Here is a 21,634-nt window from a genome sequence, read left to right on the forward strand (position 1 = left end):
CTTGCATTTACGAAGTCTCCTTTTTAATGAGGTTTTGCCACTTTCATTATAAAAGAGAGCATTTCGTAAATGCTTTTTTATTTTTTAAGAAATTTCTTCTACCTCAACATTTGGTATAGAACCCTTTTAACCCAAATGTTTGTTTTTATTTAGAAACAACATAATCGCAATTAAAAAAAGTAAACGTAAAAGTCCAATTTTAAATCAAATTCATTTGCAAATGCATGAAAATACAAAATATTAATAAGGGAAAGCTCCATTCCGAAGAAATGACTAGAAAACATGTTTCCCCTATTCAGAATCATTTTACATCACTAAGTCGAACCATGTCTACTTATGCCGAATAAATCTTTGGCTATTCATACTTATTATATTCTCTTCTAAAAGCTGCTACCCCTTTTTTATTAATTCAAAATTAACGTTTTCTGCTCGTCAAGCTAAATGGGGGAAAATGGAGAAAAATTTCGTTGAAATTGCCGTATTGCTTTTTTATTAACTACCGGCAATTAATCGGCATAAATCCAGGTAAAGAGGCTGTAAACATTTAAGGGATTCGGAGATTTAAACTGCATGGAAAGCCGAAAAAAGCTACTTTTTCCGTTTTTGCTTCTCTTTAAATGTTTTAAAAACATCTCGTGTTTGCTTCATATATTTATAAATGCTGTAAGGCTTTTTTATGATCCGGATCGGAAGGGAAAGCAAAAATTTACTGAGGTCATTCCGGTATTCTTCTGTAATCTCAGCTGGTTTATGAACAATTTTTTCATACACCTCATGGTAAAATTCGTTTAATAAGTCAATCTTTATTTCAACTGAGTGATGGCAGTTTGCACATTCAATCCTTGAAATTTTATCGTTAATGTAAGTAATGATATGATCTTGCTCCTCATTGCAATGAATGCAAAACAACGTTGCTTCCATTTCTTTTATTTCCATGTTTCTTCACCTCTTTTTATGAAGGATGAAATTCCCAAGATCTTTCTCTACACTAAGTATATTATTCAAACCTGCATTCATTTCCTTCTATAAAAATGTTTCCAACGCCAACAATTGATAAAACATCTTCGACGATTTAAATCATTATAACCAAATTTTAATATGTATTTCAAAGTATAAAAAGTTTGAAAAATACTTTCAAGAATTTATTGACTTTTTAAACATCTGGAATATAATAATGATTACAAACGATTAACAAATGTTATAAGTCGTAACAAATGTTACAGGAAACGTGCACATACGACGAAAAAAATTGCCTAGAAGGAGCTGGAAACATGTCTATTTATCAAGAATTGCTTTCACGGGAACGTGACGGCCAGCCAATTAAAGTAGGTGTTGTTGGTGCAGGTCAAATGGGATTCGGTCTGATTTCCCAAATCTCACGCATACCTGGCATGGAAGTCAGAGGGATTTGTGATGTCAATATTGAAGCGGCAGAAAGAGCTAGCAGCTATTATCAATCGAAATTAACGAAAAAACATCCTGTTCTTGTCAGCAGTGATTACCGAAAAGTGATTCAATCTGATGAAGTAGAAGTCATTGTAGATGCTACAGGGGTTCCTGAAGTTGGTGCAAACATTTCACTGGAAGCATTAAGATCTAGAAAACATTTAGTACTGCTTAACGTTGAAGTAGATATTACAATTGGATCAATTATGCACAATTTGTTTACATCAGCCGGATTAGTTTATACAGGATCTGCGGGAGATGAACCGGCAGCAACGCTTGAACTGTATGAGTTTGCGAAGACAATGGGTCTTGAAGTGCTTGTTGCTGGGAAAGGGAAAAACAACCCGTTCATACCAAACGCCAATCCGGATACATGCAAGGAAGAAGCTGCTCAAAAACATATGAGCGCCCATATGCTTGCAGCGTTCCAAGACGGCACAAAAACAATGGCTGAAATGAATTTATTAAGCAACGCTACAGGTCTCATTCCAGATAAAATTGGTATGCACGGCGTGGAAGCAAATTTGGAAACGGTTGCCGACAAGTTGAATTTACAAGAAAACGGCGGTGTTTTAAGTCAATTCGGAGTAGTTGAATATGTAAACGGATTAGCACCGGGCGTGTTTGTCATTGTGAAAAGCGAATTAGAACCTGTAGATGCAGAATTAAGATATTTGAAAGTTGGCAAAGGTCCTCATTACGTTCTTTACCGGCCTTATCATCTAGCAAGTTTAGAAACTCCTATTACGATTGCAAAAGCAGTATTGCATCACGATACATCGATTCATCCATTAGGGGCGCCAGTTTCAGAAACAGTCGCTGTTGCCAAGCGCGATATTCAAGCAGGAGAAGCCATTGATGGCATCGGCGGCTACTCTGTAAGAGGCGTGCTTGAAACTCATCAAGAGATGAAGAAAAATTCACACATCCCGATCGGTTTAATCAGTGGAAACATTGTTGCAAAACGTTCCATTAAACAAGGTCAATTTTTAACATTAGATGATGTTGAGCTAGATCCAACCACAACCGTTTGGAAATTAAGATCTCTTCAGGATCATCTATTTTCTAACTAAAAAATGCATTTGTGCAGCGCAAAGGGGGTGATTCTTTTTGAAGCTTGCAATCATTTTATCCATGATTTTGCTAGTTCAATATGTGGCGACAATTATACAAGTCAGACATTATAAAAAATATGTTGACAAAATTGTAAGCCATTACAAGGGTAAAGAAGGGTATTTTTTGTACTCAGGCATGAATCGGCGAAAATTTAGTCCCGGCGCTATGGCAATGATTGTAGTGAACAAAGATTATGTTATAGAAGATTGCTATATTCTAAAAGGTATTTCAGTTTTCTCAAAGTTTAAAAAATATGAAAAATACATTGGCCATCATGTAGCCAAAATTTTGGATGATCACCATGAATTCACAGAAAATGCTGCAGGAAAAAAGAGGCAAATCCCTTCATTTTTGGCGGCTTTATCAATGGCGGCCGAAAATGCTATCGTTTCCATTTCAAAGAAAAAGCTTTCAATATAAAATGCGCTGAAAGGAGAAGTGAAAGATGGAATGGTTGAAATGGATTGGTGAACATTTTATCGGAATGTTCCAGGCTGGCGGAGAAACGTTTATGGGTATGTTTACAGGCATTATCCCGACTTTGGTTGTTTTGCTTACATTTACTTATGCAGTTATTAAATTTATTGGTGAAGAGCGGGTTAATAGAGCGATACAATTTGCTTCGAAGTATATGCTGTTACGATATACTGTCATGCCGATATTATCAGTATTGCTGTTAACAAACCCGATGTGTTATACGTTCGGACGCTTTTTGCCAGAAAAACAAAAGCCGGCGTTTTATGATTCAGCTGTATCGTTTGTTCATCCGGTGACGGCGTTGTTCCCGTATGCAAACGCAGGAGAATTATTTGTCTATTTAGGAATTGCCAACGGAATAAAAGAAGCGGGCTATTCTATGTCAGAGCTTGCTGTTCGTTATTTTCTCGTAGGGATCGTAGTTATTTTATTGCGGGGAATTATTACGGAATATATAACAAAATTTTTGGCGCGCAGAATGGAAGCGAAATCTTAAATTTTGGACAAAGATGAAAGCGAGTTCAAATTTTAAAGAGGAGGAGAACATATGTCAAAACGAGCTGTTTTTGTTGCAAAAGGTTCTGGCGGCTGGGGAAAAGGCTTGCGCATTGAACCGAAAGGAAAGAAACAAAAAGTTGTATCCATTACAGGCGGCGGCATCCATCCTGTAGCAGCGAGAATAGCAGAATTAACAGGCACTGAAGCTGTAGATGGTTTTAAAAATTCAGTTCCGGAAGATGAAATGATGTGTGTCGTGATTGACTGCGGCGGAACAGCCAGAATTGGTTTGTATCCAATGAAAAGAATCCCGACCGTTGATATTCTTCCTTCTTCACCTTCTGGTCCATTGGCGAAACACATTACAGAAGATATTTTTGTATCGGGTGTTACTGTGAAGGATATTTATCTTGCGGACGAAGCAGAAGAACAAAACATTCAGACGGATGCTTCGGAAACGGAGCAGCAAGAAGACAGTCCAAAATTCAATGTGAATGATAAGGAAGCATTTAAAGCTCAATACGAACAAGTAAAAAAGGAACACCGTGAAAACAATGAAAATATATTAATGAAGTTTTCAAGAGGAATAGGAAAAGTAACTGGTACTTTTTATCAGGCGGGACGCGATTCTGTTGATATGCTGATTAAAAATATTATTCCATTTATGGCTTTTGTTAGTATGTTAATAGGTATAATTAATTATACGGGAATCGGTGATTTGATCGCTAATACTCTTTCTCCTCTTGCCAGTTCTTTATGGGGATTGATCGTCATCGTTATCGTATGTACAATCCCGATTCTGTCACCGGTGTTAGGTCCTGGAGCTGTTATTGCGCAAGTCATTGGGGTATTAATTGGAAGCCAAATTGCAGCGGGCAACATTCCGCCTCAATTTGCTTTGCCGGCTCTATTTGCCATTAATGGCCAAGTGGGTGCGGATTTTGTCCCTGTCGGTTTGTCTCTTGGAGAAGCGAAGCCAGAAACGATTCAATACGGTGTGCCAGCTGTATTGTACAGCCGTTTAATCACAGGAGTTCTTGCAGTTTTAATCGCATATGCCGCAAGCATCGGCATGTATCAATAATGAATAGGATTTCAAGGAGGATCATAAGATGTCGAAAACGATTATTCGTGAAATCGGTACTCTAGTCCCATCATTTGAAGAAGAAAAAGTTTTAATTCTCTTTGGACCTAATGCTCCTCAAGAGCTTAGAGAAGTATCTGTTATTCATGAATTTGAAGGCGATGTGTCGGATGAGCCGCTTGTTGAGGGCGGAAAAATTATATGGGGCGATCAAGAATATTTCATCACAGCAGTCGGCTCGGCAGCAAACAAAAATTTAAAGGAATTAGGCCATATTTCGATCTATTTTTCCAAACCAAATGAACATGTGCTTCCAGGAGCTGTTTTTGTCGAGCCTTTTACATTCCCACATATCGAAGTTGGAAAAGAAATTCGCTTTGAAAAATAACAATTTTCTTTCTGTTACCATTATAATTTAATACGAACCTAGATTTTATAGAAAGAAGTGGGGAATTATTGGAAGATAGAAGGCTGCTTGTGAAAATTTCTCATATGTATTATGCGGAAGGAGCTACTCAATCAGAAATTGCAAAAGTGTTCGGTGTAAGCCGGTCGCTGATCTCAAAATATTTATCAAAAGCAAGAGAATTGGGAATTGTTGAAATTAAAATTCATGACGGCTCCCATCATCCTCTCATGAATATAGAAGCAAGAATTGAAAAAAAATATGGACTTCGGGAAGTCATTTGCGTTCCGAATCTAGGAAACGGACCGGATTTGGAAAATATCGGGGAATATGCGAGCAAATATTTATTAAGGATATTGAAAGACGGACAAATTGTCGGGGTTTCTTCTGGCACGACATTGCTTTCTGTTGCGAAGCAGATGCCAGCTAACCTTAATTATTCCTCCACGACCTTTGTTCCGATTGTAGGAGGAATGGGGGATGAACGGGTCGATATACATGCCAATGTTCTTGTTTCGATGTTTGCTGAAAAATTGAAGGCAAATTATAAGCTTCTCCATGCCCCTGTGATGGCTGACAGCAAAAAAGATAAGGAATTGTTTATGACCCAAACATCTATACAAAGCATTTTTAACCTTGCCGAAAAAGCGGATATCATCCTTGTAGGAATCGGCGGTTCACCTAAACACTCAACCATTACGAGATCAGAGCTGGGAAAAAAATATAGACAATATTTTAATGAACTCGATGCTGTTGGCGATATTTGCTATAAGTTTATCGATGAAAACGGAAGCGCCCCTTCAAATATTTGGAATGATAAAATCATTTCTTTTAATATTGAAAAATTAAAAGAAATTCCGTTTGTGATTGGAGTGGCAGCAGGACTGGAAAAAGTCGATGCGATCAAAGCCGTTTTAAAAGGGAAGTTAATAAATGTGTTAATTACAGATGAAAAAACAGCGGAAATGCTTTGACCTAAAAAAATTAATCATATGTGTAAGATGGTGTTTGATAAGTCCCAAAATAAATCAAGTAAAAAACAATAAACCGTTTTTCTCTGCTTGATTTCGTATGTTTTCTATTTTGTCTAAAAGAGCTGAGCTGCCATAACTACAAATTGGCAGCCATTTTTTTTGCATAAAACATGGTTGCAGCCCCTCGATTATCTTTAGTTTACCAAACAAAAGAAAGAAGCTTGAGTACTTCCACTATTTTGAAAGACTCCAATAAATAAGCTTATATAGATATTCCTTGACTATTTTCGGAAAAAACTCTATATTTATTACAAAAGTAACTATAAAGAACAAATGTAAAGGAGAGGTGGAAGAAATGAGTAATCATGCACTTCCAGCATTTATAACGGATGAAAGATTAGTTGAATTGTATAAACAAATGTGGCTGATTCGATATTTTGATGAAAAAGTCGACCAATTTTTTGCAAAAGGGATGATTCATGGAACGACTCACCTTTGTGTAGGACAAGAAGCAACAGCAGCAGGATCAATTGCCGTTTTGCAAGAGAAAGATAAAATTACCAGCACACACAGGGGTCACGGCCATTGCATTGCTAAAGGTGCAACAGTCGATAGAATGATGGCCGAACTGTTTGGCAAAGTGACCGGATACTGTAAAGGGAAAGGCGGTTCCATGCACATTGCAGATGTAGAGAAAGGAAACCTAGGGGCAAACGGAATTGTTGGCGGAGGCATTCCTTTGGCAGTCGGTGCGGCATTAACTTCAAAGATGAAAAATGAGGGGTATGTTGTATTGTGCTTCTTCGGAGATGGTGCAGCAAATGAAGGAAGCTTCCATGAATCATTAAACCTTGCTTCCATTTGGGATCTTCCAGTTGTGTTCATTTGCGAGAACAATCAATACGGAATGAGCGGGTCTGTAAAAGAGATGTTCAATATTGAAAATATAGCAGATCGTGCACAGGCTTACGGTATTCCAGGCAAAGTAATCGATGGAAACGACATGCTTGAAGTGATGAATACAGTTTATGAAGCTGTTGAACATGCCAGATCAGGGAAGGGCCCTGTGCTGATTGAAGCAAAAACATATCGATGGAAAGGCCACTCAAAAAGCGATGCAAAAAAATACCGCACTCGTGAAGAAGAGCAAGAGTGGAGAAAAAAAGATCCGATCAAACGGTTTAAAGAGTACTTGATTGACAAAGGAGTATTAACAGAAGAAAAGGCTGAACAGCTGAGAGAAGAAGCATTCCAGGAAATTGAAGACGCTGTTAAATTTGCGGAAAACAGTCCAGAACCGTCTGTTGATACATTGCTTGAAGACGTTTATGCGTAAATTTAGGGAGGGGAAAAGCGATGAGAGAGATCACTTATTTAGAAGCAGTTCGAGAAGCAATGAGTCAAGAAATGAGAAAAAATGAAGATGTTTATATATTAGGCGAGGATATCGGGGTTTACGGCGGTGCATTTGGTGTCACGCGGGGGATGATCGAGGAATTTGGTCCGGAACGCGTGAGAAATACGCCAATTTCTGAAGCGGCCATTGCAGGTGCGGCTGTCGGATCAGCGCTGACAGGCATGCGGCCGATTTTGGAGCTTCAATTTTCAGATTTCATCACAATCGCTATGGATCAGCTTGTGAACCAAGCTGCAAAGCTCCGATACATGTTCGGAGGTAAGGGGAAAGTTCCGATGGTTGTAAGAACTCCTGCCGGATCAGGTACAGGCGCAGCTGCCCAGCATTCTCAAAGTTTAGAAGCTTGGATGGCGCACATTCCGGGGCTGAAAGTCGTACAGCCGTCAACAGCTTACGATGCAAAAGGATTATTAAAAGCAGCGATTGACGATGATAATCCAGTTATTTTCTACGAACACAAACTCCTTTACAAAACAAAAAGCCACGTTCCAGAAGAACAATACTCGATTCCATTAGGAAAAGCGGATATTAAACGGGAAGGTAAAGATGTGACGATTGTTGCAACAGCGATTATGGTGCATAAAGCATTAGAAGCGGCAAAAGAGCTTGAAAAAGAAGGAATTGACGTCGAAATTGTCGATCCAAGAACGCTTGTCCCGTTGGATGAAGAAACGATCGTCGAATCTGTGAAAAAGACAGGTAGAGTTGTAGTCGTCCATGAAGCTGTAAAACGCGGAGGATATGGCGGTGAAATCGCTAGTGTCATTGCAGAGAGCGAGGCCTTCGATTATCTCGATGCCCCAATCAAACGTCTTGGCGGGCTGCCTGTCCCTATTCCTTATAATCCGAATCTTGAAAAAGCAGCTGTCCCGCAAGTACCGGATATTATAAAAGCAGTAAAAGAAACGGTTCAATTTAAATAAAAAGGGGGGGAGAACCGATGGCAAAAGAAATTTTTATGCCGAAGCTGAGCAGTACGATGGAAGTCGGCACACTCCTTCAATGGTTTAAAGAAGAAGGAGAATCCGTTGATATCGGCGAACCGTTATTTGAGATAATGACCGATAAAATCAATATTGAAGTTGAGGCATATGACAGAGGAATATTGTTGAAAAAATATTTCCAACCGGATGACCAAATTCCGGTCAATCAAGTGATCGGATATATCGGCGAACCGGGGGAAAAGGTTCCTGACGAGCCGCCGGCTTTATCAGAGGAATCAAACGAACAATCCGGTGAAAAGACTGAACAGTCTGAAACAAACGAAGACGCTGTCGAAGTAAAAAGCAATGAGAATGGTAAAGTACGAGCCACACCTGCCGCAAGACGTTTAGCAAAAGAAGCGCAAGTGGATCTTCGAAACATTGTAGGAAGCGGGCCAAAAGGACGCATACACCTTAAAGATGTGAAGCAATATTTAGAAACAGAAAAGGCACAACCGAAAGCATCGCCGCTGGCAAGAAAAATTGCAGAGCATGAGAATATAGATTTGAAGGCGCTTCAAGGCTCAGGTGCAGGAGGCAAGGTGATGAAACAGGATGTTATCAACGCCATTCAAGCATCAAGTCAGAAAGCTCAGCAGTCTGAAGTTCGGAAGAAACTATCCGGATTGCGGAAAGTGGTTGCCGACAGAATGGTGCAAAGCGCATTTACTGCTCCACATGTTACATTGGCCAGCGATATTGATATGACAAAAGCAATCGAAATGAGAACAGCGCTTCTTCCGGTTGTCGAAAAACAAACTGGATTCCGCTTAACTTATACAGACATTATTATCAAAGCAGTCGGTACAGCTTTATCACGATTCCCTGAAGTGAACGTTCATTTGGAGCATGATGAAATCATTTATAAAAATGAAGTTAATGTTGGAGTGGCAGTTGCGGTAAAAGACGGTTTAATGGTGCCGGTAATTAAACAAGTTGAGCAGAAAGGATTGGCCGCTATTTGTGCAGAAGCAAAAGATTTAAGCAAACGTGCAAGGGAACAAAAACTCCGGCCTGACGAGCTTAAAGGCTCTACCTTTACGATCAGCAATCTCGGCATGTATCCGATAGATGTATTTACACCGATTATTAATCAGCCGGAAATAGCCATTTTAGGTGTTGGTAGAACCCAAGAAAAAACTGTAGTAGTCAACGGGGAAATCGTCATTCGGCCGATGATGACAGCCAGCCTGTCTTTTGATCACCGTGTAATAGATGGAGCACCTGCTGCAGAATTTTTGGCTGAAGTAAAACGCATTCTTGAAAACCCGTATGAAATGATCTTATAAGGAGGGGGCTCAATTTGACAAAATCGTATGATATTGCAGTAATTGGCGGTGGACCAGGAGGCTACATGGCAGCACTTCATGCAGCTCGGTTTGGAAAAAAAGTAATGCTAGTCGAAAAAGATTTTTTGGGCGGCACATGTTTAAATAGAGGCTGCATCCCTTCCAAAACATGGTTGAAAAACGCTGAAATTATTGAGGCAATTGAATTATCAAGAGAATGGGGAATTCAAACGGACAACATCACGATTTCATTAGACAAAATGAAAAAGCGCAAAGACGAAGTCATCTCCCGTCTCAGAAACGGTGTTATGTTTTTGTTAAAGCAAGGAAAAATTGATGTATATGAGGCAGAAGGCTTTGTAGAAGAAGGAAATATTGTAAAAGTAGTTTCGGATAAAAAAGAGGAACGTGTTCAAACAGACAAAATTATTGTGGCAACCGGTTCATCTCCTTCCGTTCCCCCAATAGATGGACTGGACTCTGCGTCTTTTTATACAAGCGATACCATTTTTGATATTGAAAAAATACCAAGCTCCCTAACCATAATTGGCGGCGGAGTCATTGGGGTGGAGTTAGCTACTATTTTTTCCAGTCTAAAAACAAATGTAACGATCATTGAAATGGGCGGACGGATTATTCCAACTGAAGATGCTGACGCCTCCAAAGCGCTTGCTAAATCGCTGCAGAAAAAAGGAGTCCAAATTTTAACAGATGCGAAAGTAACAAGCGTGAAACAAAACGGAGACAAAACCATTGTCGAATGTCTAAATGAAAAAGGCGAATCGGTATCGGTAGAAGGGGAGGCGCTTTTAGTAAGCGTTGGAAGAAAACCTAATTTATCTGCCGTTCAGGCATTAAAGCTAGAACAAAACGGGCCTTTTATTAAAGTGAACGAAAAAATGGAAACGAGCTATCCGAATATTTATGCTGTCGGCGATGTCATAGGAGGATATCAGCTGGCGCATGCGGCATATATGGAAGGAATTGTTGCCGCATCGAACGCAGCAGGCTGTGAACGGAAAATGGATGAAAAAGTTGTTCCCAGGTGCATTTTTACGCTTCCAGAAGTAGCTAGTGTTGGCTTGACAGAAGAGGAGGCCGAGCGCAAAGGGCTGCAAGTAAAGGCTGAAAGATTTGATCTTGCCGGAAATGGAAAAGCGCTTGTTTCTGGCGACACATCAGGATTTATAAAAATAGTGTATGATGAAAAATATGGAGAAATAATTGGAGTCACAATGGTTGGCCCACACGTGACTGAAATGATTTCAGAAGCTTCCTCTTTCATATCCCTGGAAGGCACTGTAGAAGAGCTGGCCAATATGATCCACCCTCACCCAACCATATCTGAATCGTTTTTTGACGTCGCAAGAAACATTATAGACAAAAGTAAAAAATAATAGCGTGATGTAAAAAGGGCTTATTTACAATTGTTATACTAATTAACATTTAGTAAAACAAATTTGTAAATAAGCTCTTATTTTTTCTAATTTAATTAAAAAGTATTGACTCGATAATTCGAACAATTTAAAATATTATTAACAAATGTAATATTAAAGAACTTTTGGAAAGGGGATGAGAATGTTCCAAATGATTGTCTTTCCTTATAAAGCAATAGGGAGATGGTTTTATGGAGAAGTTTGTACATCTAGATGAAGATATCATTTGCTTGGATGTCGACAAAAAAACGAATGAAGATGTAATTACTTATATGTTTGAAAAAATGAAAAAAAAGAATTATGTGAAGGAATCGTTTCTTAAAGCTGTTTTAAGTAGGGAAAAAGTATATTCTACTGGTTTACCTCTTGAAAATATGGGGGTAGCGATTCCACATACGGATCCCGAACATGTTAACATTCCAACTGTTGGTGTTGCAGTTCTTCGTGAACCTGTGACTTTTCAAATGATGGGAAATCCATCTCAATCTGTAGAAGTAGAAATAGTTTTTATACTAGCAATTAAAGATCCTAGTAAGCAGTTAACAATGTTAGAAAAATTGATGGAAATGTTTCAAAATAATGATGAAATGTTTAAATTAAAAAATGCTAGGGAAAAAGCTGAAATATACAAAATATTAGATAATAAATTCAATTTATAAAATTTTAAAATGTAAGCGTTTTAAATACCTTATTTATTACAGGGGGTGGGTGAAATGATTAAACAAGCTGTTGATTTTATTCTTGATTTAGGACCATCCATCATGTTGCCTATCATAATGACAATTTTCGGATTGATTTTAAAACAAGGATTTAAAAAATCATTTCGGGCTGCTTTGACAATTGGAATTGGTTTTGTTGGAGTAAACCTTGTCATTACTCTTTTAACTAATTCATTAGGTCCAGCTACAGAGGCAATGGTCAAAAAACTTGGTTTGGAGTTGGGAATTTTAGATGTTGGCTGGCCGATAGGTGCAGCTATTTCATTTGGTACTCCAGTCGCTCCACTTATGATTCCTTTAGTACTAATTTTAAATGTTATTTTATTGTCGATTAATTTTACTAAAACTTTAAATGTTGATATTTGGAACTTTTGGCATTTAATTTTTGCAGCTTCTGTTACTTATTATGCTTATGACAATATGATACTTGCATTGTTTGTGGGTTTAGTGGTTTCTGCGATTACATTAAAACTAGCCGACTGGACAGCACCAGCTGTTGAACACCATTTTGGCTTAAAAGGCGTGTCTTTAGCACACTCGGAAACGGTCAATTTTGCCCCAATCACTTACGCAACAAATAGAATATTGGACAAAATACCGGGAATTAACAAAATTCATGCAGATCCTGAAACTTTAAGTAAAAGATTTGGAATATTTGGGGAACCGTTGATGATGGGGCTAATTTTAGGAATGCTAATTAGTATCCTTGGAGGCTACGATTTAAAGGGAATTTTAACACTTGGCGTACAAATGGCAGCTGTGTTAGTTCTTTTGCCTCGGATGGTATCCCTCCTTATGGAAGGGCTGATCCCTATCTCTGAAGGCGCAAGAGATTACATTAATAAAAAATTTCCTGGAAAAAACGTATATATTGGATTAGATGCTGCTATTGTAATTGGTAATCCAGCAAATATGGCAGTAGCTTTAATTATGGTTCCTATAACGATTCTTTTGGCCGTGATTCTTCCATACAATCAAATGTTACCATTTACAGATTTAGCGGTTCTGCCTTTTACCGTCATTTGGGCTGTAGCAGCAGCTAGAGGAAATATTGTTAGGGGATTAATTAATGCTATCATTACGATCATGATTGTTCTTTTTATAGCAACGAATTTAGCGGAATTGGCAACAACAATGGGAAGAGCAGTAGGTTTTGATTTTCCTGAGGGAGCTTCGTTGATTTCTGGTATTGATTTAGGATCTCATGTTATTCCTTGGATCATCGTTCGTTTACTGGACCCAACAAATCCTTATTTTATTGCTGCAATTATATGCGCAGTACTATATGGGTTGATTTGGTATTGGGTGAGAAATGATATCAAAAAGCAATTCGCAAAGGAAATGGGAATCTTGGAAGAGAATAATAAAAATATAGAATAGCAAAAAATATGAGGGAGGAATAAATTTGGCACAGAAAAAAATTTTAGTATGTTGCGGAACAGCTGTTGCCACTTCTACTGTAGTTGCCAAAAAGATTGAAGAAGTTTTAAAAAATAAAGGATTCAATGTAGCTGTTGAACAATGCAAGGCTGCAGAAGTGCCTGTAAAAGCTGAAAATGCTGATGTAATCGTTACGACAACACCAGTAAGTAATGTTGGGGATGTGCCAGTTATTCAGACTGTCTCTTTTTTAACGGGTGTTGGGATTGATGATGATATTAACAAAATTATTGAATATTTAAACAAGTAACATGTATCAGGAAAAAGAGTTAGATTTCAAATTCCTTAAAAAAGAAATCTAACTCTTCTTTCAATTCGGAGGTTGTTATGAAAAAGTATAGGTATAGTAAATGGATGGTTTGCAGTAAAAATTTTGTTCCTTTGATTTTAATGGTTGGTTTGTTTGGTTATGGGATATATGGCTATCTTATTGATGAACATAATGAATTATATAAACTATTAATCGTTGTTATGCCTTTTTTAATATTATCCTCCGTTATTGGTTTACAATTTCCTTCTTCTATCACGGTAACGAAAGAAGGAATTTTATTTGAAGGATTTGGCAGACAGCATAAATATGATTGGAGTGAAGTTAAAAATGAAATGAAAATAAAAAAATATGATTTTGCTGGCCAAATATACATTCGCATAGGTAACCCGCGAATATTTGGCGGAAGATATTGGATTTCATATAAAATGGACGGTTACTCTGAATTATTAAGTGAATTAATAAATAGAGGTGCTCGCGTACTTTAGTGGAGGAGATCAATATGAAAGCTGCTGTCTTTTATGATAGGGAGGATATAAGGTATGAAGAAAGACCAATTCCTCAAATAGGTGAAAATGAAATTCTATTAAAAATGAAGATATGTGGTGTATGTGGAACTGATATTCATAAAGTAGTCGATAGAACTGTACCGCCTAATACAGTATTAGGGCATGAAGTAGCAGGGGAAATTGTACAAGTTGGTAAAAATGTTACACAATTTGAAGAAGGAGATCGTGTTTTTGTTGCCCATCATGTACCATGCTTCACCTGTCATTATTGTAATAGAGGAAATTACAGTTTATGTACTCAGTTTAAAGCAACAAATCTAGATCCTGGTGGTTTTTCAGAATATATTCGAGTCTCTGCTGTTCATGTAAAACATACAATGGGAAAATTGCCATCTGCTATGAGCTTTGAAACAGGAGCTTTTGTAGAACCAGTTGCTTGTTGTTTGCATGGATTTGAGTCCATTGCATTAAATCCTGGAGATACAGTTTTTATAATGGGGGCAGGTCAAATAGGGTGCATTCAAATTCAATTGGCAAAATATTTCTTAGCTGACAGAGTAATCGTAAGTGATATTAACCCATTTCGGTTAAACAAATCATTAGAATTTGGTGCGGACTATATCATAAATAGCAAGAATGAACATGTGAGGGACAGAATAATGGAAATAACAGATGGCCAAGGGGCAGATGTAGTTATTATTTCAGCTGGTGTTAATCATCTGTTGACGGAAGCAATGGAATGTGTAGGCAAAGGTGGGACAATATTAGTATTTGCTCCGTTTAAGAGGGACCTTGTCCCATTACGGGCGGATAGGTTTTTTCAAGACGAAATTAAACTTGTTGGCTCCTATTCATCCAATCCATATAATTACGATAAAGCATTACAACTACTTAAGATGGGTGTTGTAGAAGCGGATAAGATGATCACACATCGTTTCCATTTATCACAGCTGAATGAAGCCATTCAATGTGCACACAGTACTAAAGAGAATGTCCTAAAAGTATTGATTAAATCGTAATAAATGGTGGTGAAAAATCCTTTGGAAATAAAGTTAAAAAATAAAGTTGCGATCGTGGTTGGAAGTAATTTTATTTTTGGGAAAGAGATATGTTTAGCACTTGCTTTATCTGGCGCTGAGGTATGGATTCATCATTTTAACGAGGAGGACAAAATTGAGCAAATTTCTAAAGAAATCTCCTCACTCGGCGGAACAGCAAAGGTCATAACCGATGATTTAAGAAACCCGAAAGAGGTTCAAAATGTTATTTTAGAAATTGCAAAGAGTAGCGGCAAGATTGATATTTTGGTCAATAATATGCACGTTTTATCCAAGAAAACCATTGTGGATTTAGAACCACAGGATTGGATTGAAACATTGGAGTTCAACCTTGATATTCCGTTCTTATGCAGCAAGGAAGTGATTCCACACATGCTAAGAATTGGGGAGGGAAACATTATTAACATTTCAGCAACTGCGGCAGTCACCGGTGAAATCGGCCCCCATTATGCAGCGTCGAAAAGCGCATTAAATTCAATGACTAAAGGATTGTCTAGGGAATTCCGTGAATTTGGAATACGTGTAAATAGCATTTCTCCTGATATCGTTCAAACATCAACATCATTGTCTTCTCTCAGTAAAGCAGTTGCAAACACAGTTTTGTTTTTATGCTCTCCATATGCGACACATTTAAAAGGCGAAATAATTTTCCTTGGAGAGGAGGAAAATATTCATTGAATAGAGAGAATGTATTGGTAATTGGAGGAGCGGCGGGCATTGGAAAACAGATTGTTTTAGACTTTGCCGGAAGGGGAAAAAAAGTAGCAGTAGCTGATATTAATAAAAAAGCACTTGATCAACTAATCAATGAAAGCGGAAGACCAAATGACATTTTTAGTTTTGAAGTAGATGTATCGAACTGGGAAAGCGTTCAAAATATGATGACAAAAGTTAAAGAAACTTTAAATTCGATTGATATTTTTGTTTATTCTGCAGGGATTACGAAACAAGTTTCTTTTTTGAATATTGATTGGGCATCGTGGAAAAAAACAATAGCTGTAAATTTACATGGACTTTTTTTCAGTACAAAAGCAGTGTTGCCATTAATGAAAAATAAAAATGGGGGTAGTATTATAATCATTGGATCTGGTTCTGCCATAACCGGTTCAGGCGGAGGTATCCATTATGCTGCTTCAAAAGGTGGTGCTTTTGGATTTATGAGATCTTTAGTAGGAGAGCTAGGTAAAGAAGGAATTAACATAAATGTGATTGCTCCTCGTGTAATTGAATCGGACATGCTTGACCGCTTGTATCCTTCAGAGGGATCCAAAAATACTCTAAAAAAAGAAATTCCGATAGGCAGACTAGGTAAACCTTCTGATATTTCAAATCTCACTAATTTTTTGTCTAATGAAGAATCAGCATATATTCATGGACAAATCATTATTGCAGATGGCGGGAGAACATTTAGACCAAAAAGCGGTTAAGTTCACTTGATTAGTTTTGAACTTGATCATCTATTTCTTGAGCTTTACAAGAACCATTTTTTCATCTTAAAAATAATGGTCAATATTGTATTGGGGCAACTTTATGTTCAAAAAACAATAGCTATATGTGTTTTTCGTTCATAATTGTTTTTGCTCACATAAAATTGAGCCACTTCGCTCATGAAAACGTGAACCACTCCATTTCCATCTAAAAACACCATCTTGATATGGAGTGAGAGGCATGATAGGCTTGTTGCCTATCGAAACACTTTGATGTGTCGCGTTTCGAGTGAAATCATGCCTCTGGAGGCTCCATGTCAAGACACTCCAGATTTACCATTTGCCAATTTCGAAGTGACTCACAAGTATGTAATCGGAGTGGCTCAAAATTCAATTATCAAATACAATAATAAAAAAGATTAATAAGAATTTATATGGAAACAAGGGGAATGATAGTTAAATAGTCTAGATGGTCCCAGTTCACCTTCGTTAAATTGTTGTTAAAACATGGCGGATTCTTTTTTGTGTTTGACCTTTTTGATTAAAGAAATTGAATAAAGGAAAAGTCCTTTGTTTATTTCAATATAAAAGTGTGGAGAGGAATAAAGTGCTTATGCAGTGATATACACTGGGCTTTACATGGAGGAAGGCAATAAAAGTTTAACTGTTTTAACTGGTGATTGTTGGAAGAATTAAGCTGCAGCGGCTCCATGTCAAGCCTTTTATAACTGAATCGTTGAGTTATATTATTGCAAATTTTTAATGTTGACTCCACACTCTGCTTTTTTTCTTGCAGAAATAGTCCTTCTCAGCTCTGGCAACAACTTTCACCATTCCCCATTTTAGATCTTTCGTATGCTTTTCATTTAGGCTATCTAACTCAAGTGTAGAAACTTAAGGCCGTTAGTTTCTTAACGTGTTTGATGAATCAAATTGAACAACTCAGAAAATTCTTGCTTATTCATTTTACTTATTAGTTCATTTGTTGTGTTTTTTGTGTTATCCTTATCCATGGGAATTATCCTTATAATTAGAAATTCTAATTATAAGGATTTTTTATACTGATTAAAGACCATGTATTTTCCATATATTTAAAAATATTACAAAATTTTTTGAATATAACAACTTGAGGAATAAGATTAATTTAAGTCAAAGGTTAGTTAATATAAGTTATTTTTAACAATGCTGATGGTTAAATAAAGAGGTGAAGAAATGTTAACGTGGGAAGAAAGGAGACAACTTGTCAAGATAGCGACTTTATATTACACAGAAGGATGGACACAAGAGCAAATTGCCAAAAAGATTGGCGTGTCTAGACCGATTGTTTCGAAAATGATACAAAAGGCAAAAGAAGCAGGAATTATTGAAATATATATAAAAGATGAGAGTATCCATACAGTTGAATTGGAACAGAAGCTGGAAAAATATTTTAATTTAAAGGATGCAGTTGTTGTTCCTTCTGTAGGTTTAACTCCTGATTTGGTAAAGAGTGCAGTAGGACGAGCAGGTGCTTATTATCTTTCTAAAAATTTAAAAAACGTAAAACGTCTCGGAATTTCCTGGGGAACTACACTTGCCGAACTTGTAAAGGAATTTCCATATGTACGTAATGAAGATATACATATAGTTCCGCTCGAAGGTGGTATGGGAAGAAAATACGTTGAAATTCATGCAAATCAACTGGCATATGAACTGGCAAAAAAGTTAAATTGTACATGCTCTTATTTATACGCTCCTGCGATTGTAGAGACAGAAGAATTAAAAGAAAGATTATTAGCAATGCAGGATATAGAAGCAGTGCTTGAAGAAGGACGAAATGTCGATATAGCAGTCATCGGAATTGGTAACCCGCATAGGTCATCTACATTGCGGAAGTTAGGTTATTTGAGTGATGAAGATTTAAATTATTTACGCAAGCTCGGTGTAGTCGGAGATATCGGATTTCGTTTTTTTGATGATTTTGGAAATGTTATTATCGACTCTTTTACGAACAAAGTAATTGGCGTTACTTTAACAGAACTGAAAAAAATTAATCAAGTAATTGCTGTTGTTGAAGGGATACACAAACTTGAAAGTATAAAAGCTGCATTAAACGGTGGATTTATAAATGTTTTAATTATCGATGAACAGACTGCTGCAGCAATTGTTGAAAACTGGTAATACCCTGTTAATTCAATCCCATGGGCCGATTTATAGAAAAATTAAATAAAAATACTATGCTCCAACTCTCAAATCTTAAGTTTTGAAGTTGGAGTTTTTTTGATTTTGCTGAAATATTTTGCCGATTTAAAACGTCGACGCTTACTTAAAAAAATCACGCGTCTTTGTTTAGCATGGGGCATTTTGTAACGGATCATTACAAGGCAGTTATTCCACTAAAAAAAGTGGGGTAAAAAATTTAAAAGCAAAGTTGAAAATGGTAATGGCGAAGGAACAGATAAAGAGCGGACAATAGGTTGAAGGAAAGCAAGGGAGGAGAGGCAAAAGTTGAAAATTCAACGCATTGAAAGGCAAAGTCGGCGAAAAATTCTGAACTCGTTTTTAGAATAATCGTTGTTATTGAGAACTCATAATGTAGGTTCGAAAGCCTTTCTATGTCCCGATTAAAAAAGAAAATGTCCGTAAGAGAAAATTGACACCATTAGTATTCAACGTGCGATGACTGTTCCCCTGATAAAGCCAACATAGCATTTATTTGTCCTAGCAATTTAAAAATGAGAAAAGTGGTCCAGCTCAATGATTTTTTCGTTTGTTTTTCACCTCTAGCCAAGCTTAATCAGAATGAAACATATATCGATTGACAGGTCTTCCGATGCTGCCATACTGAACATGGATTGAGACTTTTTTGATTTTCGCCAGGTAGTCTAAATATCTTCGTGCAGTAACGCGTGCAATACCGATTCCTTCCGCAACTTCTTCAGCGGAAATCGGTTCTTTTTGATTTTGGAGGAAACGGATGATCTTATCAAGTGTTACTTGGTTCAACCCTTTAGGCAGGTCTGGATCCTCTGGCTTGTTCTTGAATTTATTGTTTAACAACATAGTGTCTACATCTTTTTGCGTTAATTTTTCTTTTTCCTTCAGCTGGCTATGATAAAGCAAATAGTTTTTTAATGATTGTTGGAGCCGTTCAAATTTAAACGGTTTCATAATGTAGTCAAAAGCGCCGTTTTGCAGGACACGGCGAACAGTTTCCATATCTCTCGCAGCGGTAATCGCAATGACATCTACGGAATGACCCTCTGACCGGATTTGCTTAAGCGTTTCTAATCCATCCTGATTAGGCATGTAAATATCTATAATAACTAGTTCAGGTTTCAATTCTCGAACAAGCTCTATGCCTTCTTTTCCGTTCCCTGCGATTCCAATCACAGTAAAGCCGTCGACTTTTTGGATAAATTGTTTATTCACCTCTTGAACCATGGGATCATCTTCAATCAACAATACACTAATTTTTTTGTTCAAATTTTTTGCCCCCTTTGTTTTTTACATATCAAATGTGATGATAAATGTAGTTCCCATACCTTTTTGCGACTCAACCTGAATGTGACCGTTTGTTCGGTCAACAATTTGTTTGACCAGATATAAGCCTATTCCATGATTTTGCTTGTTTTTTGTGGAAAAACCCTTTTCAAAAATGTTCGGTAATACAGAATCGTCTATGCCAGAACCGTTATCTTCAACTAATATCGTGCAAATTTCTTTATTTTGATCGATGCTGACGAATATTTCTTTGTCAGGATCAGTCGACTCTTGAAAGGCATCAAAAGCATTTTCAATTAAATTCCCAATGATGATCACCAGGTCGTTATGATCGATATTTTTTGGAAATCGCTCCAAATGGCTGTTTCTGTCAATGACTACTTTAATTCCGAGCTCTTTGCCCCGGCTGATTTTGCTGAGTAAAAGGCCCGATATGCTTTCATCTTTAATATGTTCAGTTAAAAAGTTTGTCAGCTCTTCTTGCTCTTCCGTTATTTTGAATACATATTCTAACGCTTTTTCTTTATGTCCAAGCTGAATGAGACCTGCTATCGTGTGCAATTTGTTCATATGTTCATGATTTTGAACACGAAGCGCGTGGACAAAAGCTTTCACTCCGGTTAATTCTTCTGCAAGCTTTTTGATTTCAGTTCGATCCTGGAAAATGGCGACAGCTCCGACCGTTTCGTTATTCACTCTGATCGGGATGCGATTGCTTAAAATGCTTAGATTCCTTACCTGCAATTCTTTGTTATAAATAGGACGGTCAATTACTAATATTTCCGGGAGTCGGGTGTCGGAAATAACGTCACGAATCGGCTTTCCGATCACATCTCCTTCAATGCCCATCATTTGTTTGGCACGGTCATTAAAAATAGTTATACGTTCATTTTTATCAATGGCAATGACTCCTTCGTGCATAGCATTAAATGTTTCAGTCCGTTCAACTAGCATTTTAGCTATTTCAAAAGGCTCCAAGTGAAACATCTGCTTTTTTATATGTCTTGCCAGGAGCCAGGCCCCCAAACCGCCTAATAGTAAGACAAGAAAAGAAATCGAAAAAATTTGCGATTTTAAATTTGCAAGCAGCTCATATAAGCTTGGAAGCTTATAGGCTGCGATGACGACTCCAACTTGTTTATGTTCTTTATTCATGACAGGTACAAAGGCGCGGATAACAGTGCCGATTTCTCCATTTGCTTTTGACGTATATGTGTGTTCGGCAAAGGCAGGACCTTCATCTTCTCCTTCCGATTTTGTTCCGATTAACGATTTGACCGGATGGGAAAGGCGGGTACGATCCATATCGAGCACAACAATATATTCTGTTCCGTTAATGATTTGAAGACGTTCAATCATCGAAGGAATCAGCTGGCGATCTTTCAAGCTTCCATTGAGCCCGTTTCTGACTTCAGGCAGCGCCGCAACCGTCCTCGCAGCTAATATAGATTGCTGTTTAAGCTCTTCTTCTTTTTGGTTTAAATATTCGTTTACAATAAATAATCCTCCGAAAAAAAGCGATAAAAAGACAATAATAAAAATTAAACCTGTTATTTTCCATATGATTGGTAATCGCTTCATAAGGCAACCTCTTTTAGCTAAAC

The 21,634-nt window shown here is 37.4% G+C and carries 21 protein-coding genes; 18 read left to right on the plus strand and 3 right to left on the minus strand.

What is annotated here, in order from left to right; all coding sequences use genetic code 11:
- Positions 1-588 precede the first annotated feature (588 nt).
- Positions 589-936, minus strand: coding sequence for a bh protein (locus FB379_RS04815; protein WP_094245065.1), 348 nt, complete (start codon positions 934-936; stop codon positions 589-591).
- A 335-nt stretch (positions 937-1,271) separates the two neighbouring features.
- On the opposite strand from FB379_RS04815, the gene FB379_RS04820 reads away from it, so the two are divergent.
- The 18 genes from FB379_RS04820 to FB379_RS04905 all read left to right on the plus strand — a co-directional run bounded on the left by FB379_RS04820 (position 1,272) and on the right by FB379_RS04905 (position 18,707).
- Positions 1,272-2,519: an NAD(P)H-dependent oxidoreductase gene (locus tag FB379_RS04820; protein WP_144597202.1), complete on the plus strand. Its 1,248-nt coding sequence runs from the start codon at positions 1,272-1,274 to the stop codon at positions 2,517-2,519.
- Between the two features lie 37 nt (positions 2,520-2,556).
- Positions 2,557-2,982 carry a transcriptional regulator GutM gene (locus tag FB379_RS04825; RefSeq protein ID WP_242009285.1) on the plus strand — a complete coding sequence of 142 codons (426 nt, stop codon included), beginning with the start codon at positions 2,557-2,559 and terminating at the stop codon, positions 2,980-2,982.
- Between the two features lie 25 nt (positions 2,983-3,007).
- Positions 3,008-3,535: a PTS glucitol/sorbitol transporter subunit IIC gene (gene srlA, locus FB379_RS04830; RefSeq protein ID WP_066246929.1), complete on the plus strand. Its 528-nt coding sequence runs from the start codon at positions 3,008-3,010 to the stop codon at positions 3,533-3,535.
- A gap of 51 nt (positions 3,536-3,586) precedes the next feature.
- On the plus strand, positions 3,587-4,621 hold the full coding sequence (gene srlE / locus FB379_RS04835; RefSeq protein ID WP_063386336.1) for a PTS glucitol/sorbitol transporter subunit IIB: 1,035 nt from the start codon (positions 3,587-3,589) through the stop codon (positions 4,619-4,621).
- 28 nt (positions 4,622-4,649) lie between these two features.
- Positions 4,650-5,009 (plus strand): PTS glucitol/sorbitol transporter subunit IIA, encoded by a 360-nt coding sequence (locus FB379_RS04840; protein ID WP_063386335.1) that lies wholly within the window; start codon positions 4,650-4,652, stop codon positions 5,007-5,009.
- Positions 5,010-5,077: 68 nt separating this feature from the next.
- Positions 5,078-6,001, plus strand: a complete 924-nt coding sequence (locus FB379_RS04845; RefSeq protein ID WP_232515658.1) for a sugar-binding transcriptional regulator — start codon at positions 5,078-5,080, stop codon at positions 5,999-6,001.
- A 355-nt stretch (positions 6,002-6,356) separates the two neighbouring features.
- Positions 6,357-7,337 carry a pyruvate dehydrogenase (acetyl-transferring) E1 component subunit alpha gene (gene pdhA / locus FB379_RS04850; RefSeq protein WP_066246927.1) on the plus strand — a complete coding sequence of 327 codons (981 nt, stop codon included), beginning with the start codon at positions 6,357-6,359 and terminating at the stop codon, positions 7,335-7,337.
- 20 nt (positions 7,338-7,357) lie between these two features.
- Positions 7,358-8,341: an alpha-ketoacid dehydrogenase subunit beta gene (locus FB379_RS04855; protein ID WP_063386333.1), complete on the plus strand. Its 984-nt coding sequence runs from the start codon at positions 7,358-7,360 to the stop codon at positions 8,339-8,341.
- A gap of 17 nt (positions 8,342-8,358) precedes the next feature.
- Positions 8,359-9,690, plus strand: coding sequence for a dihydrolipoamide acetyltransferase family protein (locus FB379_RS04860; protein ID WP_144597204.1), 1,332 nt, complete (start codon positions 8,359-8,361; stop codon positions 9,688-9,690).
- Positions 9,691-9,704: 14 nt separating this feature from the next.
- Positions 9,705-11,087, plus strand: coding sequence for a dihydrolipoyl dehydrogenase (gene lpdA / locus FB379_RS04865; RefSeq protein WP_063386331.1), 1,383 nt, complete (start codon positions 9,705-9,707; stop codon positions 11,085-11,087).
- Positions 11,088-11,317: 230 nt separating this feature from the next.
- Positions 11,318-11,785, plus strand: a complete 468-nt coding sequence (locus FB379_RS04870; RefSeq protein WP_144597206.1) for a PTS sugar transporter subunit IIA — start codon at positions 11,318-11,320, stop codon at positions 11,783-11,785.
- A 54-nt stretch (positions 11,786-11,839) separates the two neighbouring features.
- Positions 11,840-13,225, plus strand: coding sequence for a PTS galactitol transporter subunit IIC (locus tag FB379_RS04875; RefSeq protein ID WP_066246919.1), 1,386 nt, complete (start codon positions 11,840-11,842; stop codon positions 13,223-13,225).
- Between the two features lie 25 nt (positions 13,226-13,250).
- Complete coding sequence (locus FB379_RS04880) at positions 13,251-13,535, plus strand: PTS sugar transporter subunit IIB (RefSeq protein WP_066246917.1); 285 nt, start codon at positions 13,251-13,253, stop codon at positions 13,533-13,535.
- A gap of 77 nt (positions 13,536-13,612) precedes the next feature.
- Positions 13,613-14,041 (plus strand): hypothetical protein, encoded by a 429-nt coding sequence (locus FB379_RS04885; RefSeq protein WP_133309084.1) that lies wholly within the window; start codon positions 13,613-13,615, stop codon positions 14,039-14,041.
- 14 nt (positions 14,042-14,055) lie between these two features.
- Positions 14,056-15,081: a zinc-dependent dehydrogenase gene (locus FB379_RS04890; RefSeq protein ID WP_144597208.1), complete on the plus strand. Its 1,026-nt coding sequence runs from the start codon at positions 14,056-14,058 to the stop codon at positions 15,079-15,081.
- Between the two features lie 21 nt (positions 15,082-15,102).
- Complete coding sequence (locus tag FB379_RS04895; RefSeq protein WP_158640165.1) at positions 15,103-15,798, plus strand: SDR family NAD(P)-dependent oxidoreductase; 696 nt, start codon at positions 15,103-15,105, stop codon at positions 15,796-15,798.
- Positions 15,795-16,547 (plus strand): SDR family NAD(P)-dependent oxidoreductase, encoded by a 753-nt coding sequence (locus FB379_RS04900; protein ID WP_066246911.1) that lies wholly within the window; start codon positions 15,795-15,797, stop codon positions 16,545-16,547. Before FB379_RS04895 ends, FB379_RS04900 begins: the two co-directional genes overlap by 4 nt.
- Positions 16,548-17,759: 1,212 nt before the next feature.
- On the plus strand, positions 17,760-18,707 hold the full coding sequence (locus tag FB379_RS04905) for a sugar-binding transcriptional regulator (RefSeq protein ID WP_066246910.1): 948 nt from the start codon (positions 17,760-17,762) through the stop codon (positions 18,705-18,707).
- Positions 18,708-19,319: 612 nt separating this feature from the next.
- Here FB379_RS04905 and FB379_RS04910 read toward each other — a convergent pair.
- Both FB379_RS04910 and FB379_RS04915 read right to left on the minus strand, forming a co-directional pair.
- Positions 19,320-20,012, minus strand: coding sequence for a response regulator (locus FB379_RS04910; RefSeq protein ID WP_257790166.1), 693 nt, complete (start codon positions 20,010-20,012; stop codon positions 19,320-19,322).
- Positions 20,013-20,033: 21 nt separating this feature from the next.
- Positions 20,034-21,611, minus strand: a complete 1,578-nt coding sequence (locus FB379_RS04915) for an ATP-binding protein (protein ID WP_144597212.1) — start codon at positions 21,609-21,611, stop codon at positions 20,034-20,036.
- Positions 21,612-21,634 lie beyond the last annotated feature (23 nt).

It is taken from the genome of Aeribacillus composti (genome assembly GCF_007827555.1).
Lineage (GTDB): Bacteria > Bacillota > Bacilli > Bacillales > Aeribacillaceae > Aeribacillus > Aeribacillus composti.

Coding starts and splice junctions, on each gene's coding strand:
- FB379_RS04815 (WP_094245065.1), bottom strand. CDS start 936: ATGGAAATAAAAGAAATGGAAGCAACGTTGTTTTGCATTCATTGCAAT.
- FB379_RS04820 (WP_144597202.1), top strand. CDS start 1,272: ATGTCTATTTATCAAGAATTGCTTTCACGGGAACGTGACGGCCAGCCA.
- srlA (WP_066246929.1), top strand. CDS start 3,008: ATGGAATGGTTGAAATGGATTGGTGAACATTTTATCGGAATGTTCCAG.
- srlE (WP_063386336.1), top strand. CDS start 3,587: ATGTCAAAACGAGCTGTTTTTGTTGCAAAAGGTTCTGGCGGCTGGGGA.
- FB379_RS04840 (WP_063386335.1), top strand. CDS start 4,650: ATGTCGAAAACGATTATTCGTGAAATCGGTACTCTAGTCCCATCATTT.
- pdhA (WP_066246927.1), top strand. CDS start 6,357: ATGAGTAATCATGCACTTCCAGCATTTATAACGGATGAAAGATTAGTT.
- FB379_RS04855 (WP_063386333.1), top strand. CDS start 7,358: ATGAGAGAGATCACTTATTTAGAAGCAGTTCGAGAAGCAATGAGTCAA.
- FB379_RS04860 (WP_144597204.1), top strand. CDS start 8,359: ATGGCAAAAGAAATTTTTATGCCGAAGCTGAGCAGTACGATGGAAGTC.
- FB379_RS04870 (WP_144597206.1), top strand. CDS start 11,318: ATGGAGAAGTTTGTACATCTAGATGAAGATATCATTTGCTTGGATGTC.
- FB379_RS04875 (WP_066246919.1), top strand. CDS start 11,840: ATGATTAAACAAGCTGTTGATTTTATTCTTGATTTAGGACCATCCATC.
- FB379_RS04885 (WP_133309084.1), top strand. CDS start 13,613: ATGAAAAAGTATAGGTATAGTAAATGGATGGTTTGCAGTAAAAATTTT.
- FB379_RS04890 (WP_144597208.1), top strand. CDS start 14,056: ATGAAAGCTGCTGTCTTTTATGATAGGGAGGATATAAGGTATGAAGAA.
- FB379_RS04905 (WP_066246910.1), top strand. CDS start 17,760: ATGTTAACGTGGGAAGAAAGGAGACAACTTGTCAAGATAGCGACTTTA.
- FB379_RS04915 (WP_144597212.1), bottom strand. CDS start 21,611: ATGAAGCGATTACCAATCATATGGAAAATAACAGGTTTAATTTTTATT.